The following is a 21,729-nucleotide window of genomic DNA, read 5'->3' as shown; positions in this document are numbered from 1 at the left end:
AATTAATAGCCGTATTTTTTGATCCCGGGAGGCTGCAGCCACCATGAAATCCACACCGCTCGTGCGCACCGTGCGTCATGACATTGGCACCAAGCCATTCATCGTCATCTGGGAAGTGACCCGGGCCTGCCAGCTGGTGTGCCAACACTGCCGTGCCGACGCCCAGCACGACCCGGCCCCGGGGCAGCTGACCACCGCAGAGGGCAAGGCGCTGCTCGACTCGATTGCCACGTACCCGAAGCCTTATCCGCTGGTGGTGCTCACCGGCGGTGACCCCTTTGAGCGCGGGGACCTGGAGGAGCTGACCGAATACGGGACGTCGCTAGGGCTCAATGTGTCTTTGTCCCCGTCGGTGACCCCACGGCTCACCCGTGAGCGCCTGGAGGGTCTTCGAGAGGCTGGCGGATCGGCGCTGTCGCTGTCCCTTGACGGCGCCGTAGCCGAGACCCACGACTACTTTCGTGGGTTTTCCGGAACGTTCGCTGCCACAGTGGACGCCGCGGAAATGGTCACCGACATTGGCTACCGGCTGCAGATCAACTCCACCATTACCTCAAACAACGCCAAGGAGGCCCCGGCGCTGTTGCAGCGCGTCATTAGTATGGGCGCCAAGTTGTGGTCCGTATTCTTCCTCGTTCCTACCGGCCGCGGAACCGGCCTGGGTGCGCTGAGCCCCGACGAGCGCGAAGACATGCTGCATTGGCTGTACGACGTCTCGGACCGCGTGGCCATCAAGACCACCGAGGCGCCGCAATATCGGCGCGTGGTGCTCCAGCGCACCGCGGCGAAGGAGCAGGGTAAGCCGGGGTACAGCGGCGGTGAGCTCTACCGCTATTTGACCGCTGAGACCACAAGGTTGCTCGGAGAGGTTCCCGCCCAGCCGCGGCGCCCGCGCCCGCCCATGGCCATCAACGCGGGTAGCGGCTTCGTGTTCATCGACCACATCGGCGACGTCTATCCCAACGGTTTCCTCCCGCTGCACTGTGGCAACGTGAAGCAGCAGGCGCTGCCGGAGATTTACGAACACTCGCCGGTGTTCCGGGATCTCCGCAACCCGTCCCGCTGGTCCGGCAAGTGTTCGGTCTGCGAATTCGCGGACGTCTGCGGAGGGTCGCGTTCCACGGCCTACGCCGTCACCGGCGATCCCCTGGCGTCGGATCCGACCTGCTCGTACGTTCCTAAGGCGTGGCTGGAGCTGCAGGCGCAGCAGGCTGGGCGGGCTGAGTCGGCTGAGCAGGAACGGGCTCGTCCGTAAGTACTTCCTGCGGAGCGTCCGGGCGCACGGCGGCGGGCTCACCCGGCTGCGGTGTGGCCGGGGCGGGCACACCCGGGGTGTTCGGGAAGGTCGGCCCCGGGGTTGGGGAGTAGCTTTCAGCCAGGAACGGCGCGATCTCTTTCTCCAGCAGCGGCATCGCGGAGTCCGCGAAGGCGTTGGAGATATGGTGCATGTCGCGGTAGACCAAAATATTGCCGATGACTACCGGGCAGTCGGTCTCCTCGCAGAACCAGTCCGAGGTGTCAATACCCTTCATGTTGGGCAGCTGATCCAGGAAGTGCTTGGACGGATCCTTAGGCAAGTAGACCTGGTCGCGCTTCATACCGCAGCCCACGGCGTCGCCCTTGGCCACATAGCACTCGTCAAATTCGCGGCTTTGGCCCTGCTCGTCAAAGCCCCACGGGTTATCGCGCAGGCCGAGGAACGGAATCTGGGCGTCGGCAAGCGCCTGCCAGAAGCCGATGTAACCGGCCGGCACGTAGTCGGGGCCGGTGCCGATCTCTCCCTGCGGGCGAGTGGTGTTGGAGATGACCAGATCCGGCTTGGCATCGACGACCTTCTGCACCGCCAGCTGCGTCCACTGCTGGCACTCCGGGCTCAAGTCGTAGTAGTCGCCCAGTTGCAGCGGGCAGTCCTGCCGCAGCAGCGGAACGAGCTTGAATCCCATCTTCTTGCCCAGCTTGTCCAGGCCAGAAGACCACTGTTCGGCGTGGGAGCCACCAACGAGGTAGACGGTTTTCTCGCCATGAGGATCGCCGTAGACGCAGGGGTTGCCGTCCTTGGTGACCACGTGGAAGCTGTCGCCAGGCGCGGCCTTCGGTACGAAGCAGTGGTCCGTAGACACAGGTGGCATGATGCCGCCCACCAGTACGGGATCTGGCTCCACCGGCAGGTTCGCTGGCGCCTCGGCGCCAAAGTGCGCCATCACGCCCGGGTACTGCTCGGCGTTAAGCGTATCGGTGCGGGCATCCTCCACCGTGGAATCCCACCACGGCGTAATAGCGAGCAACGCCACCGCAGCAGCCGCAGTCACCACGCCGCCGACGCCGCGCCAGGCGCCCGCGGTCTGGCGCAGGGAAGCCAACCCATCGCGTACGGGGTGCTCGCCCGCGAGCGGGCGCTTGCGGCGCTGGCGCAGGGGCGCTTCAACGAAGCGGTGCGTGAGATCCGCAAGCACCAGGGACAGCGCGATAATGGTTAGCCCCAGCCACCACGGCGGCGTGTCGAACTGGAAATACGACGTGGAGAGAATCAGCAGCGGCCAGTGCCAGAGGTAGAGCGAGTAGGCGACGTCGCCAAGCCAACGCATGGACTTCGATGCCATCGCGTTGGCCACCTTGCCCTCGCCGCCAATGATGATGAAGATGGCGCCGCCCAGCGGGATCAACGACAGCGGGCCGGGGTAGGCGGTGACGTTCGCGATGAACATGCCCGTGGAGGCCAGCAAGATCAGTCCGACTACCGCAAGAATGTCAGCCAAGCGTGCGGGTAGTTTGATCTTGGCTCCGTAGATGGCCAGCACTGCGCCCAGGGTGAGCTCCCAGGTACGGGAGAAGGTGGAATAGTAGTTCTCCGGGGTGCCAAATAGGCCGTGGCGGGAGGCGTACAAGAAGGACGCGATGGTGACAATCACCAACACTGGGCCGGCGATACCGAAGACGAAGCCGCGGCCGTCGAACTCGCCTGCGGAGATGCGATTGCTTGTCGACGGCCCGTGCGCCGCGCGGCGCCACTTGGCTAGCGCCGCGAGGACGATGGCGAAGGCGATGCCCAGGATATAGAACTGTCCCTGGACCGACATGGACCACATGTGCTGCAGGGGAGAAGTTTCTGCAGACGCGGCGGCGTAGTCGGCGTTTTGGGCCGCGAGCTCCCAGTTTTGGTAGTAGAGCACCGTGGCGGTGATCTGTCGAGTGAGCTCGGTGCGCATGAGCTCGGGCGTGAACATCTGGATGAGGATGAACGTGACGCCGACGGTGAGCATCAGTGCGGGCGCGAGGCGCCGCAGCATGCGCCAGATGGGCCACCACGGATTGAGCGACGCGTCGGGTTTGCCGGCGTAGCGCAACTGCGAACCAAGGAAGAAGTAGCCGGACAGCAACAGGAACACGTCCACACCGCCCGAAACCCGACCGACAAACACGTGGTAGATGACCACGAGCCCGATCGCGATACCGCGGAGACCATCAAGGTCATAGCGGTATTGGAAGGATTTGGAAGATTCAGCAGACATAGTGATGCAAGCAGCCTTTGACCAACGTCGAGGGTGAATTTTAACGTCTGTAGCCTACCCCGGCGTTGTGGCCAGGGTGCCTTTAGGCACGGCACCCGGGCGGGATTTTTGGGAATAGGCAGGGCAGCTTGTAAAGTATTGAGCGTCTGTGGCCGCAGCGCCGTTTGTTGGCGCCCGGGGCCATGACACTCGTACCTGAAAATTTGATATTTTTCCTGCGTAACACCCTGTGCGTCTACGGTCGTCGGGTAACTGTCACACGCAGGTTAAATCCAAGGGTTGAACCGGCCTGAAGCATCGCGCTTCAAGGCGTCTGAACTGCCCAGTGACTAGAAGTAAAGGAGCCATCCCATGGCTGTAAAGATTAAGCTGCAGCGTACCGGCAAGATCCGTACCCCGCACTACCGCGTGATTATCGCTGATTCCCGCACCCGCCGCGACGGCAAGGTCATCGAGACCATCGGTACCTACGAGCCGAAGCAGAACCCGTCCGTCATCAACATCGACACCGAGCGCGCACAGTACTGGCTGGGCGTCGGCGCACAGCCGACCGAGCCGGTTCTCGCACTGCTCAAGGTGACCGGTGACTGGCAGAAGCACAAGGGCCTGGACGGTGCCGAGGGCACCCTGCAGGTTGCCGAGGAGAAGAAGTCCAAGCTGGATCTCTTCAACGAGGCTCTGGCTGAGGCTAACAACGGCCCATCCATCGAGGCCATCACGCAGAAGAAGCAGAAGGCTAAGGAAGAGGCAGAGGCTAAGGCTGCTGCTGAGAAGGAAGCCGCCGAGAAGGCTGCCGCCGAGGCTGAGGCAGCAGAGGCTGCTGAGTCCGAGACCGAGGCAGAGACCGAGTCCGAGGCCGAGGCTCCGGCTGAGGAGTCCGCTGAATAGGTCGTAAAGACTTTGAATGCTCAACCGCCTGGCAACGTTTACGTTGTCAGGCGGTTTCTTTTGTCGTAAGGGGCGCTAGTCGCTGTGGTGTGGTTCGGTCACCTCGTCCAAGGAGATGCCGCGGAGAGCGTTGGCGATGACCGCGAAGGCAATCATTGCTTTCTTCTCGTCGCCGTATACGTCAAAATATCCGTTGTTAAGAAGTACAGCGAGGCCGTGGACGGCCGACCACACGGCGACGAAGGCGGCGTCGACATGCGAGATTTCGGCGGTCGTTCCTTGTTCTTTGGCGATGTCGTAGATGAGATCGGCAAAGGCTGTGTAGGTGGGCACCTCAGAGTTACCAACAGTGCCTGGGGTAGCGATAGTGGATTCGGGAATGTCAAAAACATGGGTCAGTCCGAATTCCTTTGAGGCGATGATGCAGTCGAAGAAGTTTTTGTTAGCGGTGGCAAAGTCCACATAGGTTTCGCGACAAGCCATGAGCTTGTGGCGGGCGGATTCCGCGGCGTTGCGTACCAGGGTGTCGTCGAATGCTGCCTGTAGTTCAGGCCCCCGACGGCGGCGACGGCACTAGTGTGAACTTTTTATGGTGCTTGAGCTGCCGAAACGGTTAGTGTTTATTGGGAACTTCCCCGGTGTGCATCATAAGGAGCAGAATGTTGTCCGTGGGCGGGGCAGTCCGTTCGGGGCAGTCGACACGGTGTGGGAGGTAGGCGGGCAGGTGGAGCACCATTCCTGGGCGCAGGTGAACGGTCTTATCCTCGCAGGTGAAGTCCAGGCTGCCGGACAGGCACTGTACCGTGATGGGGTGCGCAGCCTTGTGATCGGGGAGGTCTTGGCCGGGGGCGAAATTGAAGGCGATGACGTTGACACCGTCGGCCTGTGCGAGGCGCTGGACCGCCGGGCGGGGTCGGCCGGGCTGGGGTGAGGGGGCGTCGGCAAGCATGTCGATGATGGTCATCTCCTCGGCGCCAGCATTGGTGTTCGCGGCGCCAAAGGTATTGGGGGAGTTGATGGGCAGTTCGGTCATGGTAGGGGACTTTCTGGCTAGGCGGGCTAATTAATACTGAGTTTACCGTTTTATTTCTGGGTTGGGAATACCGTTAAGCTGGAGCCCATGGAACTGCTCATTGGGCGCGTCATTAAGGCGCATGGAATCCGCGGCGAGGTCGCGGTGGAACCGACCACAGACGAACCTGAGATTCGCTTCGCCGTAGGTGAGGTGCTCCACGGCACACAGGGAAAAAAGGAACACACCCTGACGGTGAGGTCCGTGCGCCCGCACCAGGGGCGGCTGCTCGTGACTTTTGAGGAAATCCCGGATCGCACCGCCGCGGAGTCCCTGCGCGCCACCAAGTTCTTTGCCGCGCCCCTAGAGGCCGAGGACGATGATGAGGGATTCTACGATCACGAACTGGAGGGACTGGGAGTCCTTCACCAGGGCGTGCTCATTGGCAAGGTCACCGGGATTACCCACGGTGTTGCGCAGTCTCTACTCGAGGTCGAGATGGGCGAGGAGGATGACATCCGCACGGTGCTTATCCCGTTCGTTGAGGAGATTGTGCCCGAGGTAGACCTGGAAGCGGGGACCGTGGAGATCACCCCGCCGGAGGGGTTGTTGGAGCTGTGATGCGTCTCGACGTCCTGACGATCTTCCCGGAGTACTTGGAACCCTTGCGCCACGCGCTGCTGGGCAAGGCGATTGAAAAGGGGCTACTAGCCGTGGGGGTTCACGACTTGCGGCAGTGGGCCACCGACGTGCACAAGTCCGTGGATGATTCCCCGTTCGGCGGCGGGCCCGGCATGGTGATGAAACCAGAGGTCTGGGGGCCCGCGCTTGACGACGTCGCGGCGGGCACCGGCCCCGCGACAGCTGCGCAGGAGCTGGCTTCGGCTGCGCCCCACGTGGATCGAGCGCGCCACGATGAGTTGCACGGGCGCGAGGTTGCGGGATACGACGGCCGCGACGTCCGCGAGGGCGAGGACCCGGAGGCGCCGCTGCTGATTGTGCCGACTCCCGCGGGCGTGCCTTTCGCGCAGCCGCAGGCCCGCGCCTGGTCCAACGAGGACCACATTGTGTTTGCGTGTGGGCGCTACGAGGGCATTGACCAGCGCGTGGTGGACGACGCCGCGCACCGCTACCGGGTGCGAGAGGTCTCTATCGGCGATTATGTGCTCATCGGCGGCGAGGTGGCTGTGTTGGTCATGGCCGAGGCCGTGGTGCGGCTTGTGCCGGGCGTGCTGGGCAACGCAGCCTCGCACGAGGAGGACTCGTTTTCGGACGGGCTGTTGGAAGGCCCGAGCTACACCAAACCCCGCGAGTGGCGGGGGTTGGAAGTGCCTGAGGTGCTCACCTCCGGCAACCACGGCGCGGTGGATCGCTGGCGACGGGAGCAATCCTTGCGCAGGACACTTGAGCGCCGCCCCGAGCTGCTGGAGGCCGCGGAGTTGAGCAAGCAGGACCGCGCTTTCCTGGAGCAGATCCGCGCCGACTAAAGTGGGTGCAATGATCGCAGCAACCATCGCTTCAGAAATTGGTGTCCAGCAATCGCAGGTAGAAACCGCTCTCAAGCTTCTGGCTGAGGGCAATACCGTGCCGTTCATCGCGCGTTATCGCAAGGAGATGACCGGCGGGCTGGATGATAGCCAGCTGCGCGTGATTGAAGAACGCGCCACCTACCTTCGCGAACTCGAGGAACGCAAGGAGACCATCCTGGCAACCATCGAGGAGCAAGGCAAGCTTGACGACGCCCTGCGTCAGCGCATCCTCGACTGCGACACCAAGGCCCGGCTGGAAGACCTGTACCTACCGTATAAAAAGCGCCGCAAGACGAAGGCGGACAAGGCGCGCGAGGCGGGCCTGGAGCCGCTGGTGGACAAGCTCATCGCGGAGCCTGGGGTCGATGCGGATTCCGCTGCCGCGGGATTTGTCACGGAGGGCTACACGGACGCCAAGGCGGTGCTGGAGGGCGCGCGGGTGATCCTCGTCGACCGCTTCGCCATGGACGCCGACCTGGTGGGCCAGGTGCGCGAAAAGATGTTTGACACCGGAACGATGACCGCGGGCGTCGTCGCGGGCAAGGAACAAGAAGGCGCAAAGTACAAGGACTACTTCGACTTCTCCGAATCGTTCCACTCCCTGCCGTCGCACCGTATCCTGGCGCTGCTGCGCGGCGAGGCGGAGGGCGTGCTGAGCCTTAATCTCGATGCGGGCGAGGACGAGGACTACGAGGCGTTGATCGCCAACCGTTTCGAACTAGACCGCAGTTCCTCGACGTGGCTGAACAACGCGGTGCACTGGGGCTGGCGGACCAAACTGCTCATTTCTTCCGGCTTGGACGTACGGCTGCGGCTGAAAGAGATAGCGGAGCGCGGCGCGCTGGGCGTGTTTGCCACCAACCTGCGCGACGTCCTGCTCGCCGCCCCGGCCGGCCAGCGCGCCACGCTCGGACTGGACCCTGGCTACCGCAACGGCGTGAAGTGCGCGGTGGTGGATCCCACGGGCAAGGTCATGGATACCGCCATCGTGTACCCGCACCAGCCACAGAACCAGTGGACCCAGTCGGTGCAGGTGCTCGCGGGGCTATGCGCGGAACACGGCGTGGACCTGCTGGCCATCGGCAATGGCACGGCTTCCCGAGAGACAGAGAAGTTGAGCCAGGAGATCGCGGATCTGTTGGCGCAGGCGGGCGGCAAGCGGCCCACCCCGGTGGTGGTGTCCGAGTCCGGAGCGTCAGTGTATTCGGCGTCGGTGCTCGCCGCCGAGGAGTTCCCCGACATGGACGTCTCCCTGCGCGGCGCCGTGTCCATCGCGCGCCGGTTGCAGGATCCGCTGGCGGAGCTGGTCAAGATTGATCCCAAGGCCATCGGAGTCGGGCAGTACCAGCACGACGTTAACCAGACCGCGCTGGCCCGCACGCTGGACGGTGTGGTCGAAGACGCCGTCAACGGTGTGGGCGTGGACCTCAACACCGCCTCCGTGCCACTGTTGGAGCGCGTGGCGGGCATCAACTCCACCATCGCGGGCAACATCGTGGCCTACCGCGACGACAACGGCGTGTTTAGTTCGCGCAAGGAACTTAAGAAGGTGCCGCGCCTGGGCCCGAAGGCCTTTGAGCAGTCCGCGGGCTTCCTGCGGATTAACGGGGGCACAGACCCGTTGGACGCCTCCGCGGTGCACCCGGAGGCGTACCCGGTGGTGGCGAAGATTGCCGCGGCGACGGGCCTGGCGGTCTCTGAACTCATCGGCAACGAACGCGTGTTGGCTGGGCTGCATCCGAAGGACTTCGCGGACGATACCTTCGGCGTGCCGACGGTCACCGACATCATCGCCGAGCTCACCAAGCCCGGCCGTGACCCACGTCCGGAGTTTAAGACCGCCACCTTCAAAGAAGGCGTGAACAAGGTTTCAGACTTGACCCCGGGAATGATCTTGGAAGGCACCGTCACCAACGTCGCGGCATTCGGCGCGTTCGTCGACGTCGGCGTGCACCAGGACGGCCTCGTGCACGTCTCGGCGATGAGCCACAAGTTTGTCTCCGATCCACACGAGGTCGTGCGCTCGGGACAAGTGGTGAAGGTCAAGGTCATGGAGGTGGACGTCGAGCGCCAGCGGATCAGCCTGTCCCTGCGTCTCGACGACGAGCCCGGCAAGCCCGCGCCGAAGCAGCGTTCCCGCGGCGGCAATGCGGGAGGCGGCCAGAAGGGGCGCCAGCGTCCGCGCGGTGGAAAGCCCGCGGCACAGCCCGGAGGTTCGATGGCAGATGCGCTCAAAAAGGCTGGCTTCGGTCACTAAACAGCGCGCGGCGCGCAAGCCGGTGGTGCTTGTGCCCGCGACGTGGAGGACGCGCTCGTCGTGGTCTCCATCTTCGTCAACCCTTTGCAGTTCGGCGAGGGCGAGGACTTAGACGCCTACCCGCGCAGACACCGCCAGGCCCGCGGCCTTGAGCGCGCGGATGCGCGGGGCGATGCGGGTGCCGCCCTCGAGTTTGACTACATGCGCCCCCGTGCGGGAGATGAGCTCGGTGGCTGAGCGCACCGACTGTTCGTCGGATGCCTCGTAGGAACCGAAGGGAAGATCCACGACCACGAGCGCCTTGCCCGCTCCGCGCACGACGGCGGCGGCGAGCACGGCCACCTCGTCCAAGCTAATGCGGTTGGTGGTCTCGTAACCCAGCACGACGTTTGCCGCAGAATCGCCCACGAGCAGACATTCGATGCCCGCCGCGGAGAACAGGGAAGCGGTGGCGTAGTCGTACGCGCTGAGCATCGCTCAGGGTTGCTGACCCTTGCGGTCATGGAGGTCGCTTAAGCGCACTTGGGAGGTCGGGACGAGATAGCCTTCAGACATGATGCGATCCTAGTGAGAATTGAGAGCGTTGAGGCCGCCGACCAGGCTTTCCAATCGGAGACCGGGGAGAGCGGCGGCGTAGTCACGGACGAAGTTCGCGGAGCGCTTGCCGGAGGCGCATGCCACGACGACGTGCGTAGTGGGAACGTCGCTTAACGCCTCGGCCACGTCGGCAGCGTCGTTGACAGTGCTCAGCGGCAGGCGCCGTGGTCGCAGCTCAGCAGGGAAGTCGGCGAGGAGGACCTCGTGGGGTTCGCGGATGTCCAGCAGCGTTGCCTCGCCGTCGGTGACGGCTGTGAGGACGGTGGCATTGTCCTCTTGCGGGGCGGGGGCACCGTCGTAGGACTCGGCGAGGGCCGTGGCCAGGCGACGCGCGGGGTCGGCCACCGCCTGCACGCTGCGCATCTGCGCAGGGATGGCGTCGTAGCTGGTGATGCGGCCGACGGTGCGGTCGAGTCCGGTCAGCCAGGCGATGGCGGCGGTGGACATGAGCCCGCCGATGACAGATGTGGTCACGCCCAAGACACCGGCGGTAGCGCAGTCCGGGACGGCGTCGGCGGGCAACTGGTGCGGGAATACGTCGCGCAGCCCGACGCCGTCGAGGCCCTGGCCCGAGTGCCATACGGCAACATCGCCGTGGAAACGCAGCACCGTGCCCCAGACCAGAGGCGTGCCGGTGATTTCGCAGGCGTCCGCCACCAGATACTTGGTGGCAAAGGAATCAGAACCATCGAGCACCAGGTCCACGTCGGCGATGAGCTCCACCGCGTTGGCGGTGTCCAGGCGGGTGCGCAGCGCGTTCACGGTAATGCCAGGTTGGAGGGCCCGGGCACGCTCGACGGCAACGTCTACCTTGGGCTTTCCGACGTCCTGTGCCCCAAACAGGATCTGCCGGTGGATGTTGGTGAGATCCACAGTGTCATCGTCGACGAGGGTGACCTCGCCAACCCCGCCGGCAGCGAGCTGCTGGAGGATGGGGCAGCCCAAACCCCCGGCGCCGACGATGAGGACGTGGGCATCATGGAGCCGTTCTTGTTGCTCGAGGCCGAAGCCGGGAAGGGACAGGTGGCGCGCGACGCGGCGCAGCTCTGCGTCAGGAAGGCTCGTCATCTATAGCACCTGCTCCGACCAGGAGGCCAGTCCTTCGAACGAGGACGAGGCTTGGGCGTGCTCCCGTTTGGGGATGCGCCCAGCATCGCGCGCGGCGGCGCCGGCCTCGACGGCGAGACGCATAGCGCGGGCCATCGCCACTGGGTCTTGGCAGCGGTTGACCGCGCTGGCCAAGAGCACGCCGTCGCAGCCGAGCTCCATGGCGAGCGCGGCGTCCGAGGCGGTGCCCAGGCCGGCGTCGATGAGGATGGGCACGCCCGCGCGCGAGCAGATGAGCTCGATGTTATGCGGGTTCAGGATCCCTAAGCCCGTGCCGATGGGGGAGCCGAGCGGCATGACGGCGGCGGCACCGACATCCTCTAGGCGGCGGGCGGCCACCGGATCGTCGCTGGTATAAGCTAGCACCTCGAAGCCCTCGGCGACGAGCAGCTCGGTGGCCTCAAGGGTCTCCACGACGTCGGGCAGCAGGGTGTGCTCGTCCTCGATGACCTCAACCTTCACCCACGTGGTGCCCAGGGCCTCGCGAGCTAACTGGGCGGTGAGGACGGCGTCGCGGGCGGTGCGGCACCCGGCAGTATTGGGCAGCGGCGCGATGCCGAGGCGCCGCAGGAGATCGAACACGGTCTCGCCGCCGCGGTTATTCGCGCTAAAACGTCGCATGGCCACCGTGGTCAGCTGCGTCCCGGATTCCACGAGGGCCTGCTCCAGCAGCTCTTGGGAGCTGGCGCCGCCGGTGCCCATGATGAGGCGGGAGCTGAAGCTCTTGTCAGCGATAGTGAGCACTTAGCCTCCTTGAACCGCGGTGAGGACGTCGACGCGGGCGCCGCTAGTGAGCTCGGTGTCCCACTGGGAGCGGGGGACCACGTGGCCGTCGACGGCCACGGCCATCCCGTCCACGGAGCCGTCGCCGGCGAGCTCGACGAGCAACTCGCCGATGGTGCGGGCGGAGGTGGAGCGGGGTTCGCCGTTGAGTTCAATGTTCATGATGTTCATGATGTTTATGATGCTCCTTCGTTGGGGTTGTGACGCAGCGGGGCGCAGGCCGAGAGATCTGTGGCCGGGGTCGTTCCCTCCAACACGTCCGCGGTGGCGCGGGCCGCGAGCGCGGCCAGCAGGATACCGTGGCGGAAATAGCCTGTGGATAACACTGCAGTCGGACTCATCCGGCCCAAGTAAGGAAGGTCGTCCGGGGTGCCGGGGCGGGCGCCGGTGGTGGCCTCGAGGAAGTCACAGTCCTCGAGGCCGGGGACCAAGCGGATGGCGTCGCGCAGCAGATCGTGGACGTCGCCGAGCCGGGGTGTGGGACGCCCGTCCTCGCGGGAGGTCGCACCGATGGCAACGGTGCCGTCCGCGCGCGGGATGACGTAGACCGGACGGTCCTCGACGAAGCCGCGGATCACCCGCTCACACAGCGGGAACTGCCGCTCGGGCACGCGCACGCGCAGGATATCCCCGTAGACCGGGCGCAGCTGCAAGCCAGGGACCAGTGCGCTGGCACCCAGGCCGTTGGCGATGACCACCTGGCCGCCGTCCTGGCACGCCAGCTCCGGGTCATGGAGTGAGTCTACTGCCCGGGGGACGAACTCCACTCCGAGGTTCAAGGCGGCATCGCGGGCGGCGGTGGCGAAAACCCGGGGTGCGACGTGGTGGTCACCCGGCAGTGATACCGCGCCCGCGAGTGCAGGCGACAAGGCAGGTTCCAGCCCGCGCGCCTGGCGCAGCGTGAGCCGCTCGACCGTCATGCCGTGGGCCGTCTGGTACTCCTGCAGCTCGCGCAGGTGCTGCGCATCCGCGCGGTCGGCGGCCACCACTAGTGTGCCCTCGGACCGGTGGCCCGTGGGCAGATCGGTATGCGTGGCGACGTCCCTTAAGAGCTCCGGCCACAGCTTCGCCGAGGCCAGCATCAGCGGGAACAGCGGTTCCTGGCGATACACCACCTCCGCGGCCGGGGCGAGCATGCCACCGGCGTGGTGTGTGGCACCCGACGCCGGGGCCGGATCGAAAACGCGCACGTTGGCGCCGCGGACAGCGCACGTGACCGCGGTGGCCAACCCGACGATCCCGGCGCCGATGACATCAATCTTCATCCGAATCCTCTTCCGGGCAACCCGCCTCGAATTCCCGGATCACCTCGCGCGCGAAAGCCTGGGGATCGGCCGCATGGGCGAAGCCGCGGACAATCGCCACCCCCGCGGCGCCCGCCTGTGCCAAGGCCGCGACATCGGAGATCTGCACATCACCGATGGCCACCAGCGGCACATGCGATGCCGCGGTGAGCGCTGGGTAGCCGTCCAGCCCAATCGGTGGGCGGCCAGAGTCCTTCGTGGGGGTGGACCGCAGCGGCCCGCAGCCGATATAGTCCACTACCTCGCGCAACTCGTTGGCGCCGTGGACCAACTCCAGGGTTCCAGTGGTCAGCCCGATGAGCGCGTCGTTGCCGAGCAAGGCCCGGGCGTCGCGGGGATCAAGATCGTCTTGGCCTAGGTGCACGCCGTGGATCGGCACGCCTTGGTCGCGCAGGGCAAGCGCGACGTCCACGCGGTCGTCGACAAGCACGCGGGTGCGGGGGTTAGCGTCCGCGACGGCATAGGCCACCTTCTCCGCCAGGGATGTCAGTGCCCTCGCTGAGATTGGTTTGCTGCGTACCTGGACCACCCCGGCGCCACCCTGCGCGGCAGCGGCGGCCGTGCGGACGATGTCCTCCGGCTCCCCAGCGGCGGTGACCAGATAACACCGCAAGTCAAGATCAGTGCGCAGCATGCGTCTCCTCGTCGCGAAGGTAAACCTTGGAACCAAGGTCCTTAAACTCTTGGGACTTTTGCGCCATACCCGCCCGGGCTTCCTCGACGGTCTGCACATCCTCGGCCACCGTAGGAGGGAAGGCGGGCATGCCCAGCTGGCTTTCTAACTTATCGCCAAACTCGTCCCGGATGTCCTGGCTGATGCGCATGGAGCAGAACTTCGGGCCGCACATGGAGCAAAAGTGCGCCGTCTTCGCGGGCTCGGCGGGCAGGGTCTCGTCGTGGTACGCCTGCGCGGTGTCCGGATCCAGCGACAGCGCGAACTGGTCGTGCCAGCGGAATTCGAAGCGCGCCTTGCTCATGGCGTCGTCCCAGGCCCGCGCGCCCGGATGGCCCTTAGCGACGTCCGCGGCGTGCGCGGCGAGCTTATAGGTGATGACACCGGTCTTCACATCATCGCGGTTGGGCAGGCCCAGGTGCTCCTTGGGGGTGACGTAACACAGCATGGCCGTCCCGCCCATGGCGATGTGTGCAGCACCGATGGCCGACGTGATGTGGTCGTAACCGGGCGCGATGTCGGTAACCAGCGGGCCCAGGGTGTAGAACGGCGCGTCGTGGGCCCACTTCTGCTCCAGCTCGTTGTTGTCCTGGATCATGTTCAGCGGCACGTGGCCGGGGCCTTCCACCATGACTTGGACGTCGAAGTCCCAGGCCCGCTTGGTCAGTTCGCCAATGGTCTTGAGCTCAGCGAACTGGGCGGTGTCGTTGGCATCGGCCAGCGAGCCGGGCCGCAGGCCGTCGCCGAGCGAGAACGCGACGTCGTAGGCCGCGAAGATCTCACACAGCTCGTCGTAGTTCTCGTAGAGGAAGGATTCCTTGTGGTGCGCCAGGCACCACCCGGCCATGATCGAACCGCCACGGGAGACGATGCCCGTCACACGCTTGGTAGTGAGCGGGATAAACGGCAGACGCACACCGGCGTGGACGGTCATATAATCCACGCCCTGCTCGCACTGCTCGATGACGGTGTCGCGGAAAATCTCCCACGTCAGATCCTCGGCGATGCCGCCCACCTTCTCCAGCGCCTGGTAGATAGGTACGGTGCCGATGGGGACAGGGGAGTTGCGGAGGATCCACTCGCGGGTGGTGTGGATGTCATCTCCGGTGGAAAGGTCCATGACCGTGTCTGCGCCCCACCGGGTGGCCCACCGCAGCTTGTTCACTTCCTCCTCGATGGACGAGGTCACGGCGGAGTTGCCGATATTCGCGTTGATTTTGGTCAAGAACTTCCGGCCGATGATCATCGGCTCGGACTCCGGGTGATTGACGTTGTTGGGCAAGATCGCGCGACCGCGGGCGATCTCCGAGCGCACGAACTCGGGATCGCAGTGCTCGCGCAGCGCCACGAATTCCATCTCCTTGGTGATAATGCCCTGGCGCGCATAGTGCATCTGCGTGACGCGCTTGCCCTCAACTGCCTTGAGCGGGGCGCGCTTCTCGCCCTGCCACTCCATGGATGCCGCACCGCGCTTTTGGGCGCTGCGGCCATCATCCGCGAGGTTGCGGGCACGACCGGCGTAACTGGCGACGTCGCCACGCTCGGCGATCCACTCCGCGCGCAGCGCCGGGAGACCTTCGGTGGGCTCGCACTGCGGCCCGCGCGTGCGATAGATACGGAAAGGTTCGTTCGGGCCGGTGGGGGAATCATCCAGCTGAATCTCGGTCTCCGGGACCTCCAGTCCGTCCTGGCGGATGGGGGAGTAGGAGTGCTTGGGGTGGATTTCGCGATCAAAATGGGTAGCCGTCATGGCCTTCAACCTCACTTCCTTCGCTGGTGTTAACCAGACAGGTTCAAACGGTGCTCGCACTGTGGCGTTAGTGCGATCTCAGCCCACTGCCATGGGCGCCCGTGTGATGGACAAATGCGCTTACTACCCTAAGCATGAATTGCGCGCCGGGGAGGAGAAATGGGAATTATTGCCCACGATCAAGGGGGATTTGGTGCGTGTCGTCGCCGTGTGGAAAGATGGGGAAGCTGAAATGTAACGGGCACGAACCGGTTAGCTGTCCCAGGCGCTAGGTTCCTCTACCTCAAATTGAAAAAGGACTGCTATGAGCAACATTCTTGACAAGGTCGATGCAGCGCAGCTGCGCGACGACATCCCATCCTTCCGCCCGGGTGACACCCTTGACGTCGAGGTCAAGGTCATCGAGGGTAGCACCCAGCGTACCCAGCTCTTCCGCGGCGTTTGCATCCGTCGCCAGGGCTCCGGCATCCGCGAGACCTTCACTGTTCGCAAGGTGTCCTTCGGCATCGGCGTGGAGCGTACCTTCCCGGTTCACTCCCCGAACCTGGACTCCATCAAGGTCTCCCGCCGTGGCCGCGTGCGCCGCGCCAAGCTGTACTACCTGCGCGATCTGCACGGCAAGAAGGCTCGTATCAAGGAGCGTCGCTAGTCGACGTCCCCTTGCTGGAATCCGCCGCATCCCTCACGGGGTGTGGCGGTTTCGTCGTTTTCTCCCGGTGCTAGGCTGGTTGCTCGTGGAAGAGAAGAGCTCAGCAGATAAGAAGCAGCTGCCGTGGTTGGTGGAAACCGCGCTCATCGTGGTCGTAGTGCTCGCCGTGGTCGGTGTGTTTCAGGCGTTCATTGGGCGCCAGTACGTCATCCCGTCTGGGTCCATGGAACCCACCCTGCATGGCTGCGAGGGCTGCGCGAATGATCGCGTATTCGTCCAAAAGGTGTCCTACTACGGTTCCGAGCCGGAACCGGGAGATGTCATCGTGTTCGAGGGCACCGAGGACTGGAACACATTGTGGGAGTCCCCGCGCAGCGACAACCCCACCGTGGCCAAGATTCAGGACGCGCTGAGCTACGTGTCGCTGGCCCCGCCGAATGAGAACAACCTGGTCAAGCGCGTCATCGCGACCGGCGGCCAGGAGGTGTCCTGCCAGGAAGGCGACCCTGCGGTGATGGTGGACGGCAAGCCCATCCAGCAAAATTACGTCCTGGATCCACCGACCTACGCCGTGGACCCGGCCACCGGCTCCGAGGCGTGCGGCGGCGAGTATTTCAGCCCCATCACCGTTCCAGAGGGGCGCTTGTTCATGATGGGCGATTCGCGCACCAACTCCCTGGACTCGCGCGCGCACATCGACGACGGTTCTTACGGCACCATCCCGCTGGAGAATGTCCGCGGCAAGGTGGAGTTCGTGTTCTACCCGTTCAACAACATCGGCGCCGTCGAAGACTACGATATCCAGGCCAAGTAGGCGCGCCATGGCCCGGCTTGCCCGCAGCTGGTGGCTGCTCCTGGTCGCGCTCGCGGTGACCGTCGCGGTGCTTGCCGCCATCCATACGTTCCTCGGCCGCGCCTACCAGGTGCCGTCGGCGTCTATGGAGCCGACGCTCATCGGTTGCGAGGGCTGCACCAATGACCGCATCGTCGTGGAAAAATTGAGCGAGCCCGGTGTCGGCGACGTCGTGGTGTTCCAGGCGCCGGTCTCGTGGGCGTCGGTGGTGGCCGCACCGCCGCTGTCCGACGATCCCTTCTCCCGCGGCCTCCGTCGCATCGGCACGGCCACCGGCCTGGTGCCCGGCGACAACAACGTCTTTGTCAAGCGCATCGTGGCCACTGGCGGGCAGGTCGTGCGCTGTCTGCCAGGCGATCCGGCTGTGATGATCGATGGGCGCCCCGAGCCGGGCAAGGCCGGCTGCGAGGGCGATTATTTCGGCCCTGTGCACGTGCCGGAGGGACGGCTGTGGGTCATGGGGGACAACCGCGACAACTCCCTCGACTCCCGCGCGCACATCGGAGACCAGTGGCAGGGCACTGTGGATGCCGACGCCGTGCGCGGGCGCGTGGTTGGCATCGTCTTCCCGTTGTCTCGCATCGGGGCAGTGCACTGACATGCGTCGGCTGAAACAATTACGGACGTACGAAGTGGCGCTGTCCAAGGCCGGGCTCGGGCCGGTGGCCGGCGTGGACGAGGCCGGGCGCGGCGCCTGCTGCGGGCCCATGACCATCGCCGCGTGCATCCTGCCCGAGCGCATCGTGCCGGGGCTGGCAACGCTCACCGATTCCAAACAACTCTCGCCGACCCGCCGCGACGAGCTTTGCGACGTCGTGCGTTCCGTCGCGGTCGCCTATGCGATTGTCCACATCCCGGCCGCCGCCATAGACGCCCGTGGCGTGCAGCACGCCAACCTTTCTGGCATGCGGCGGGCCGTGGCACGCCTGGATCCGCAACCCGGCTACGTGTTGACCGACGCCATGAAGATCCCTGGCCTGCCGCGGCCCCAGCTGCCCATCATCGGCGGCGACGCCGCCGCGCGCTGTATCGCCGCAGCCAGCGTCTTAGCCAAGGTCAGCCGGGACCGAATCATGGAACAGCTCGACGCCGACTACCCCGGCTACGGCCTGGCAGGCCACAAGGGCTACGGCACCGCCGCACACCACGCGGCCGTCGCCACGCACGGGGCAACGCAAGAGCACAGGATGAGCTACGCGAACGTCGCCAAGGCCCACGCGGAGTTCTTGGCGCGCCGCTAGCTAAAACCCCGCCGCGGAAGATTAAAGTATGCACGGACAACCGTTGACCGTCGAAGGAGCAGGCCGTGAGCGCTGAGGAACTAGACAACTACGAAGCCGAAGTCGAGCTGTCGCTGTACCGCGAATACCGCGATGTGGTCAGCCAATTCTCCTACGTGGTGGAAACCGAGCGCCGCTTTTACCTGGCCAACGCCGTGGAGGTCATCCCGCACACCTCGGGTCCAGACGTGTACTACGAGGTGCGTATGTCGGACGCGTGGGTGTGGGACATGTACCGCTCGGCGCGTTTCGTGCGTTACGTCCGCGTAATCACCTACAAGGACGTCAACATTGAGGAGCTGGACAAGCCGGACTTTGTGATGCCGGAGTAAAAGTCAAGACCCAATTTCTTCCCCTGTGGATAACTGCGCCGATGGTGGCGGAGTTATCCACAGTTTTGTTGTGTGCGGCTGCGCGGGGCTGGAACAGGTGCACGGGGTTGGGGCACGCTGTGAGTCGACAGTAGTTGTTGACACATCAGGGGGAAGACAATGACGCGTTCGGTGGCGCTACACAACCGAGAACTGGGCAAGCGGGGAGAACGTTTTGCTGCGGATTTTTATCGGCGGCGCGGGGCGCAGGTACTGGCACGCAATGTGCACTATCGCTGCGGGGAGCTGGACCTGATTGTGCGGGAGGGCGCGACGGTAGTCTTCGTGGAGGTCAAGACCCGCTCTTCCGTGGCTTTTGGAGGGGCGGAGGCCGTGACGGCGCGGAAATTAGCGCGGATGCGGCAGGCGGCGTTCCAATGGCTGCGGGATAAACCGGCATGCCGCGTGCGCTTTGATGTGGTGGTGTTGGTGGCGCAGGGGGATACGTTTTCGATGGAGTACTACGCAGGGGTGGAAGACGGTGCTCGGTAGGTGCTACTCGATTGCGCTGCAAGGCGTGGACGCCTCGGTGGTGACAGTGGAGGCGAATGTGGGCTCCGGTTTGCCCGGGGTGCACGTGGTGGGATTGGCTGACACGGCGGTGCGCGAGTCGCGGGAACGGGTGCGCACGGCGGCGCTGAACTCCGGGCTGGGGTGGCCGAAGACGAAGGTGGTGGTGTCGTTGTCGCCGGCGAATCTGCCGAAGGCGGGCTCCCAATACGACCTGCCAATGGCGCTGGCGATCTTGACGGCTGCGACGGACGGCGCCGCGGATATCCTGGCCGACGCGCTGGTGCTGGGCGAGCTGGGCCTCGACGGAGAGGTGCGGCCGGTGCCGGGTATCGTGCCGTCGCTGCTCGCGGCGCGGCGCCACGGGGTGCGCACGGTGGTCATCCCGCCGGGCAATGCGGCGGAGGCGATGTTTGTGCCGGACGTGGAGGTGGTGGTGGCACACACGCTTGTCGACGCCGTGCGGTGGGCCACCACCGCAGAACCCCTGCCGTTGGCGCGCGGGGCTGCGCAGATGGAGGGCGAGCGCCCGCAGGTGGGCGACTTCGCTGATATCGCCGGACAGGAGGAGGCGAAGCGGGCCGCGGAAGTCGCGGCAGCGGGCGGTCATCATTTGCTGATGATTGGCCCGCCCGGATCCGGAAAATCGATGCTGGCGGCGCGGATCCCCGGAATTTTGCCCCCACTGAGCCCAGAACAGGCCATGGAAGCGACCGCGGTGGCATCGGTAGCAGATAAGCCCGGCGATGTCATAACGCATCCGCCGTTCGTGGCCCCGCACGCGTCGGTGACCCGGGCGGCGTTGCTGGGCGGCGGGCCCGGGAACCCGCGGCCAGGCGCGGTGAGTCTCGCGCACCACGGGGTGCTGTTTCTGGACGAGGCTTCGGAAATCTCGGCGGCGGTGCTGGATGGCTTGCGCGCGCCGCTGGAAGAAGGAAAGGTGCGCTTGGTGCGCCACCGGCGCGAGGTGGTGTTCCCGGCGCGCTTCCAGCTCGTGCTGGCGGCGAACCCGTGTCGCTGCGCGGCGGATAACCCCGGGGAGTGCCGGTGCAAGGGGCGTGAGCGTGCCGACTATCTGAAGAACCTTTCGGGCCCACTGCGGGACCGCCTGGACATGCAGATCCGGCTGTCGGGTCAGGCGGCGGTGCTGCACAGTGACGGTGAGGAGTCAAGCGCGGTCATCGCGGAGCGGGTGCTGGCGGCGCGTGCCTATGCGCGGGAGCGGTGGTCGGCGGCGGGGTATGCGGCGGTGACGAACGCGGCGATGCCCGCGCCCCGGCTTCGACGCGAGTTCCCTGCGGACGAGGTAGGCATGGCCTTGTTGGGGAGCCATTTGGCGGCGGGGGAGCTGAGCCAACGGGGCGTCGATAAGGCGCTGACGTTGGCGTGGACCATCCGCGACTTGGAAGCGGCGCGTGATCCCTGGACAGCGGCAGCGGCACCGAATATTGACCACGTGGCGCAGGCCCTAGAACTGCGGGAGGAGGCAGCCTGATGGAGGCGTGGGCGTATCTCAACCGGGTGGTAGAAGGGCCGTCGCGGCCGCTGCAGGAGTTCTTGGCGGCGGGTAAGAGCGCGGAAGAGTTGGCGAATGGAATCCGGCGGCGGGCGTCTTGGCTCGGGGAGCTGGGGCGGCAGACGCAGGCGCGCTATGAGTGGGACCGGGCGGCGGAAGACCTGGCCATCGCGGCCGATCACGGGGCGCGGCTGATAGTGCCGGGCATGGACGAGTGGCCGACGGCGCCGCTGGACCAGGCGTTTGGCTTCGCGGCCTCGGGCACGAGTGAGCACGTGCGTAGCTACCAAGACGATGCGGTGGCGCCGCACGGGCTGTGGGTCCGGGGCGGCGACCTGGGTGCGGCGGTGGCGCAATCGGTGGCCGTGGTAGGAACCCGGGCGCACACGCGCTATGGGCATGATGCCACCGCGGAACTCGTGAAGGACCTGGCAGCGCACCACTGGACGGTGGTCTCCGGAGGTGCGCTGGGTATCGATACCGCGGCGCACACGGCGGCGTTGCGCAGCGACGGACCGACAGTGGCAGTGATGGCGTGCGGGATTGACCGGGCGTACCCCGCTCGAAATGCGGGCCTGTTCGATGACATCGTGGCAGCCGGGGGCTGTGTAGTCACCGAGTACCCGCCGGGGGTCCCGCCGCAGCGACACCGGTTTCTTACACGCAATCGCCTGGTGGCGGCGCTGACGGCGGGCACCGTGGTTGTAGAAGCCGGTTGGCGCTCCGGGGCATTAAATACCTTGAGTTGGGCTGAAGGTCTGGGCAAGGTCACGATGGCGGTGCCCGGCCCGATTACGAGCACGGGCTCGCTGGGCTGCCACCAGCGGATAAAGACCGGTACGTCGCTGGTGACCAGCGGTGCCGATATCCGCGAGCTCGTAGGCGCGGTCGGTGAGGTGGACGCGTCCTACCAACACGAGCTGGATTTTGGGCCATCGCCGGTCCAGCAGCTCAGCCGCAATGAATTGCGGGTTTTTGATGCGCTACCCGCTGCGGGCACGGATGCTGGCGCTGAGTCCGCGGCAGTGGCGTCCGCAGCCGGACTCACCGTGCCGCTGACCGTGCACCTCCTGGTGGATCTGGGCAAGCGTGGCATGGTGCGCCGTGAGGGAGTGGAGTGGTTCCGGGCGCTAGACTAGGT

22 protein-coding genes, 2 pseudogenes and 1 riboswitch are annotated in these 21,729 nt (G+C 65.3%); of the genes and pseudogenes, 14 read left to right on the top strand and 10 right to left on the bottom strand.

Annotated features, from left to right (window positions below; genetic code table 11):
- Positions 1–43: 43 nt before the first annotated feature.
- On the top strand, positions 44–1,255 hold the full coding sequence (locus H0194_RS01720) for a TIGR04053 family radical SAM/SPASM domain-containing protein (RefSeq protein WP_185176172.1): 1,212 nt from the start codon (positions 44–46) through the stop codon (positions 1,253–1,255).
- On the opposite strand, the gene H0194_RS01715 is transcribed toward H0194_RS01720, so the two are convergent.
- Positions 1,179–3,509: an acyltransferase family protein gene (locus H0194_RS01715; protein WP_185176171.1), complete on the bottom strand. Its 2,331-nt coding sequence runs from the start codon at positions 3,507–3,509 to the stop codon at positions 1,179–1,181. The genes H0194_RS01720 and H0194_RS01715 overlap by 77 nt on opposite strands.
- 351 nt (positions 3,510–3,860) lie before the next feature.
- Here H0194_RS01715 and rpsP point away from each other — a divergent pair, with 351 nt between their 5' ends.
- Positions 3,861–4,397, top strand: a complete 537-nt coding sequence (gene rpsP, locus H0194_RS01710; protein WP_185176170.1) for a 30S ribosomal protein S16 — start codon at positions 3,861–3,863, stop codon at positions 4,395–4,397.
- A gap of 75 nt (positions 4,398–4,472) precedes the next feature.
- On the opposite strand, the gene H0194_RS01705 is transcribed toward rpsP, so the two are convergent.
- Together H0194_RS01705 and H0194_RS01700 are read right to left on the bottom strand one after the other, a co-directional pair.
- Positions 4,473–4,880: a TetR-like C-terminal domain-containing protein gene (locus tag H0194_RS01705; protein WP_185176169.1), complete on the bottom strand. Its 408-nt coding sequence runs from the start codon at positions 4,878–4,880 to the stop codon at positions 4,473–4,475.
- A gap of 130 nt (positions 4,881–5,010) precedes the next feature.
- Positions 5,011–5,430, bottom strand: a complete 420-nt coding sequence (locus H0194_RS01700; protein ID WP_185176168.1) for a cupin domain-containing protein — start codon at positions 5,428–5,430, stop codon at positions 5,011–5,013.
- Positions 5,431–5,517: 87 nt separating this feature from the next.
- Here H0194_RS01700 and rimM point away from each other — a divergent pair, with 87 nt between their 5' ends.
- The 4 genes and pseudogenes from rimM to H0194_RS01680 all read left to right on the top strand — a co-directional run.
- On the top strand, positions 5,518–6,030 hold the full coding sequence (gene rimM, locus H0194_RS01695; protein WP_185176167.1) for a ribosome maturation factor RimM: 513 nt from the start codon (positions 5,518–5,520) through the stop codon (positions 6,028–6,030).
- Positions 6,030–6,896 carry a tRNA (guanosine(37)-N1)-methyltransferase TrmD gene (gene trmD, locus H0194_RS01690; protein WP_185176166.1) on the top strand — a complete coding sequence of 289 codons (867 nt, stop codon included), beginning with the start codon at positions 6,030–6,032 and terminating at the stop codon, positions 6,894–6,896. The genes rimM and trmD overlap by 1 nt, the downstream gene beginning before the upstream one ends.
- A gap of 10 nt (positions 6,897–6,906) precedes the next feature.
- Positions 6,907–9,195, top strand: a complete 2,289-nt coding sequence (locus tag H0194_RS01685; RefSeq protein WP_185176165.1) for a Tex family protein — start codon at positions 6,907–6,909, stop codon at positions 9,193–9,195.
- Positions 9,196–9,243: 48 nt separating this feature from the next.
- Positions 9,244–9,321, top strand: a pseudogene (locus H0194_RS01680) (pantoate--beta-alanine ligase); the annotation flags it as partial.
- On the opposite strand, the pseudogene H0194_RS01675 reads toward H0194_RS01680, so the two are convergent.
- The 7 genes and pseudogenes from H0194_RS01675 to thiC all read right to left on the bottom strand — a co-directional run.
- Positions 9,310–9,669, bottom strand: a pseudogene (locus tag H0194_RS01675) (3-methyl-2-oxobutanoate hydroxymethyltransferase); the annotation flags it as partial. The pseudogenes H0194_RS01680 and H0194_RS01675 overlap by 12 nt on opposite strands.
- A gap of 90 nt (positions 9,670–9,759) precedes the next feature.
- Entirely contained in the window at positions 9,760–10,860 is a 1,101-nt protein-coding gene (locus H0194_RS01670; RefSeq protein WP_185176164.1) for a ThiF family adenylyltransferase, read from the bottom strand.
- On the bottom strand, positions 10,861–11,643 hold the full coding sequence (locus H0194_RS01665) for a thiazole synthase (protein ID WP_185176163.1): 783 nt from the start codon (positions 11,641–11,643) through the stop codon (positions 10,861–10,863).
- A complete protein-coding gene (gene thiS, locus H0194_RS01660) occupies positions 11,644–11,853 on the bottom strand; it encodes a sulfur carrier protein ThiS (RefSeq protein ID WP_343061318.1) in 210 nt (69 codons plus the stop codon).
- Positions 11,854–11,858: 5 nt separating this feature from the next.
- Positions 11,859–12,947, bottom strand: a complete 1,089-nt coding sequence (thiO, locus tag H0194_RS01655) for a glycine oxidase ThiO (RefSeq protein WP_185176162.1) — start codon at positions 12,945–12,947, stop codon at positions 11,859–11,861.
- A complete protein-coding gene (locus H0194_RS01650; protein WP_185176161.1) occupies positions 12,937–13,620 on the bottom strand; it encodes a thiamine phosphate synthase in 684 nt (227 codons plus the stop codon). Before H0194_RS01650 ends, thiO begins: the two co-directional genes overlap by 11 nt.
- Positions 13,607–15,409 carry a phosphomethylpyrimidine synthase ThiC gene (thiC, locus tag H0194_RS01645; protein ID WP_185176160.1) on the bottom strand — a complete coding sequence of 601 codons (1,803 nt, stop codon included), beginning with the start codon at positions 15,407–15,409 and terminating at the stop codon, positions 13,607–13,609. Before thiC ends, H0194_RS01650 begins: the two co-directional genes overlap by 14 nt.
- A riboswitch (TPP riboswitch) is annotated at positions 15,408–15,522 on the bottom strand. (Overlaps the previous gene by 2 nt.)
- 191 nt (positions 15,523–15,713) lie before the next feature.
- On the opposite strand from thiC, the gene rplS reads away from it, so the two are divergent.
- The 8 genes from rplS to dprA all read left to right on the top strand — a co-directional run bounded on the left by rplS (position 15,714) and on the right by dprA (position 21,727).
- Positions 15,714–16,058, top strand: coding sequence for a 50S ribosomal protein L19 (gene rplS / locus H0194_RS01640; protein ID WP_185176159.1), 345 nt, complete (start codon positions 15,714–15,716; stop codon positions 16,056–16,058).
- An 85-nt stretch (positions 16,059–16,143) separates the two neighbouring features.
- The gene (lepB, locus tag H0194_RS01635; RefSeq protein ID WP_246388997.1) at positions 16,144–16,872 is read left to right on the top strand and encodes a signal peptidase I; all 729 of its coding nucleotides are present in this window, start codon (positions 16,144–16,146) and stop codon (positions 16,870–16,872) included.
- A gap of 7 nt (positions 16,873–16,879) precedes the next feature.
- Complete coding sequence (lepB, locus tag H0194_RS01630; protein ID WP_246388996.1) at positions 16,880–17,509, top strand: signal peptidase I; 630 nt, start codon at positions 16,880–16,882, stop codon at positions 17,507–17,509.
- 1 nt (position 17,510) lies between these two features.
- Positions 17,511–18,152 carry a ribonuclease HII gene (locus tag H0194_RS01625; protein ID WP_185176157.1) on the top strand — a complete coding sequence of 214 codons (642 nt, stop codon included), beginning with the start codon at positions 17,511–17,513 and terminating at the stop codon, positions 18,150–18,152.
- Between the two features lie 65 nt (positions 18,153–18,217).
- Positions 18,218–18,523 (top strand): DUF2469 domain-containing protein, encoded by a 306-nt coding sequence (locus tag H0194_RS01620; protein WP_185176156.1) that lies wholly within the window; start codon positions 18,218–18,220, stop codon positions 18,521–18,523.
- Between the two features lie 159 nt (positions 18,524–18,682).
- Positions 18,683–19,054 (top strand): YraN family protein, encoded by a 372-nt coding sequence (locus H0194_RS01615; protein WP_185176155.1) that lies wholly within the window; start codon positions 18,683–18,685, stop codon positions 19,052–19,054.
- Positions 19,044–20,567, top strand: coding sequence for a YifB family Mg chelatase-like AAA ATPase (locus H0194_RS01610; RefSeq protein WP_246388995.1), 1,524 nt, complete (start codon positions 19,044–19,046; stop codon positions 20,565–20,567). The genes H0194_RS01615 and H0194_RS01610 overlap by 11 nt, the downstream gene beginning before the upstream one ends.
- The gene (gene dprA / locus H0194_RS01605; protein WP_185176154.1) at positions 20,567–21,727 is read left to right on the top strand and encodes a DNA-processing protein DprA; all 1,161 of its coding nucleotides are present in this window, start codon (positions 20,567–20,569) and stop codon (positions 21,725–21,727) included. The genes H0194_RS01610 and dprA overlap by 1 nt, the downstream gene beginning before the upstream one ends.
- Positions 21,728–21,729 lie beyond the last annotated feature (2 nt).

This window comes from Corynebacterium incognita, assembly GCF_014217255.1.
Lineage (GTDB): Bacteria > Actinomycetota > Actinomycetes > Mycobacteriales > Mycobacteriaceae > Corynebacterium > Corynebacterium incognitum.
Note: the sequence above shows the minus strand (reverse complement) of the source record. Positions and strands in the feature narration are given on the sequence as shown.

Excerpts from the sequence above, each read along its gene's own strand:
- H0194_RS01720 (WP_185176172.1), top strand. The coding sequence starts at position 44 with ATGAAATCCACACCGCTCGTGCGCACCGTGCGTCATGACATTGGCACC.
- H0194_RS01715 (WP_185176171.1), bottom strand. The coding sequence starts at position 3,509 with ATGTCTGCTGAATCTTCCAAATCCTTCCAATACCGCTATGACCTTGAT.
- rpsP (WP_185176170.1), top strand. The coding sequence starts at position 3,861 with ATGGCTGTAAAGATTAAGCTGCAGCGTACCGGCAAGATCCGTACCCCG.
- H0194_RS01705 (WP_185176169.1), bottom strand. The coding sequence starts at position 4,880 with ATGGCTTGTCGCGAAACCTATGTGGACTTTGCCACCGCTAACAAAAAC.
- H0194_RS01700 (WP_185176168.1), bottom strand. The coding sequence starts at position 5,430 with ATGACCGAACTGCCCATCAACTCCCCCAATACCTTTGGCGCCGCGAAC.
- rimM (WP_185176167.1), top strand. The coding sequence starts at position 5,518 with ATGGAACTGCTCATTGGGCGCGTCATTAAGGCGCATGGAATCCGCGGC.
- trmD (WP_185176166.1), top strand. The coding sequence starts at position 6,030 with ATGCGTCTCGACGTCCTGACGATCTTCCCGGAGTACTTGGAACCCTTG.
- H0194_RS01685 (WP_185176165.1), top strand. The coding sequence starts at position 6,907 with ATGATCGCAGCAACCATCGCTTCAGAAATTGGTGTCCAGCAATCGCAG.
- H0194_RS01670 (WP_185176164.1), bottom strand. The coding sequence starts at position 10,860 with ATGACGAGCCTTCCTGACGCAGAGCTGCGCCGCGTCGCGCGCCACCTG.
- thiS (WP_343061318.1), bottom strand. The coding sequence starts at position 11,853 with ATGAACATCATGAACATTGAACTCAACGGCGAACCCCGCTCCACCTCC.
- thiO (WP_185176162.1), bottom strand. The coding sequence starts at position 12,947 with ATGAAGATTGATGTCATCGGCGCCGGGATCGTCGGGTTGGCCACCGCG.
- H0194_RS01650 (WP_185176161.1), bottom strand. The coding sequence starts at position 13,620 with ATGCTGCGCACTGATCTTGACTTGCGGTGTTATCTGGTCACCGCCGCT.
- thiC (WP_185176160.1), bottom strand. The coding sequence starts at position 15,409 with ATGACGGCTACCCATTTTGATCGCGAAATCCACCCCAAGCACTCCTAC.
- rplS (WP_185176159.1), top strand. The coding sequence starts at position 15,714 with ATGAGCAACATTCTTGACAAGGTCGATGCAGCGCAGCTGCGCGACGAC.
- lepB (WP_246388996.1), top strand. The coding sequence starts at position 16,880 with ATGGCCCGGCTTGCCCGCAGCTGGTGGCTGCTCCTGGTCGCGCTCGCG.
- H0194_RS01625 (WP_185176157.1), top strand. The coding sequence starts at position 17,511 with ATGCGTCGGCTGAAACAATTACGGACGTACGAAGTGGCGCTGTCCAAG.
- H0194_RS01615 (WP_185176155.1), top strand. The coding sequence starts at position 18,683 with ATGACGCGTTCGGTGGCGCTACACAACCGAGAACTGGGCAAGCGGGGA.
- dprA (WP_185176154.1), top strand. The coding sequence starts at position 20,567 with ATGGAGGCGTGGGCGTATCTCAACCGGGTGGTAGAAGGGCCGTCGCGG.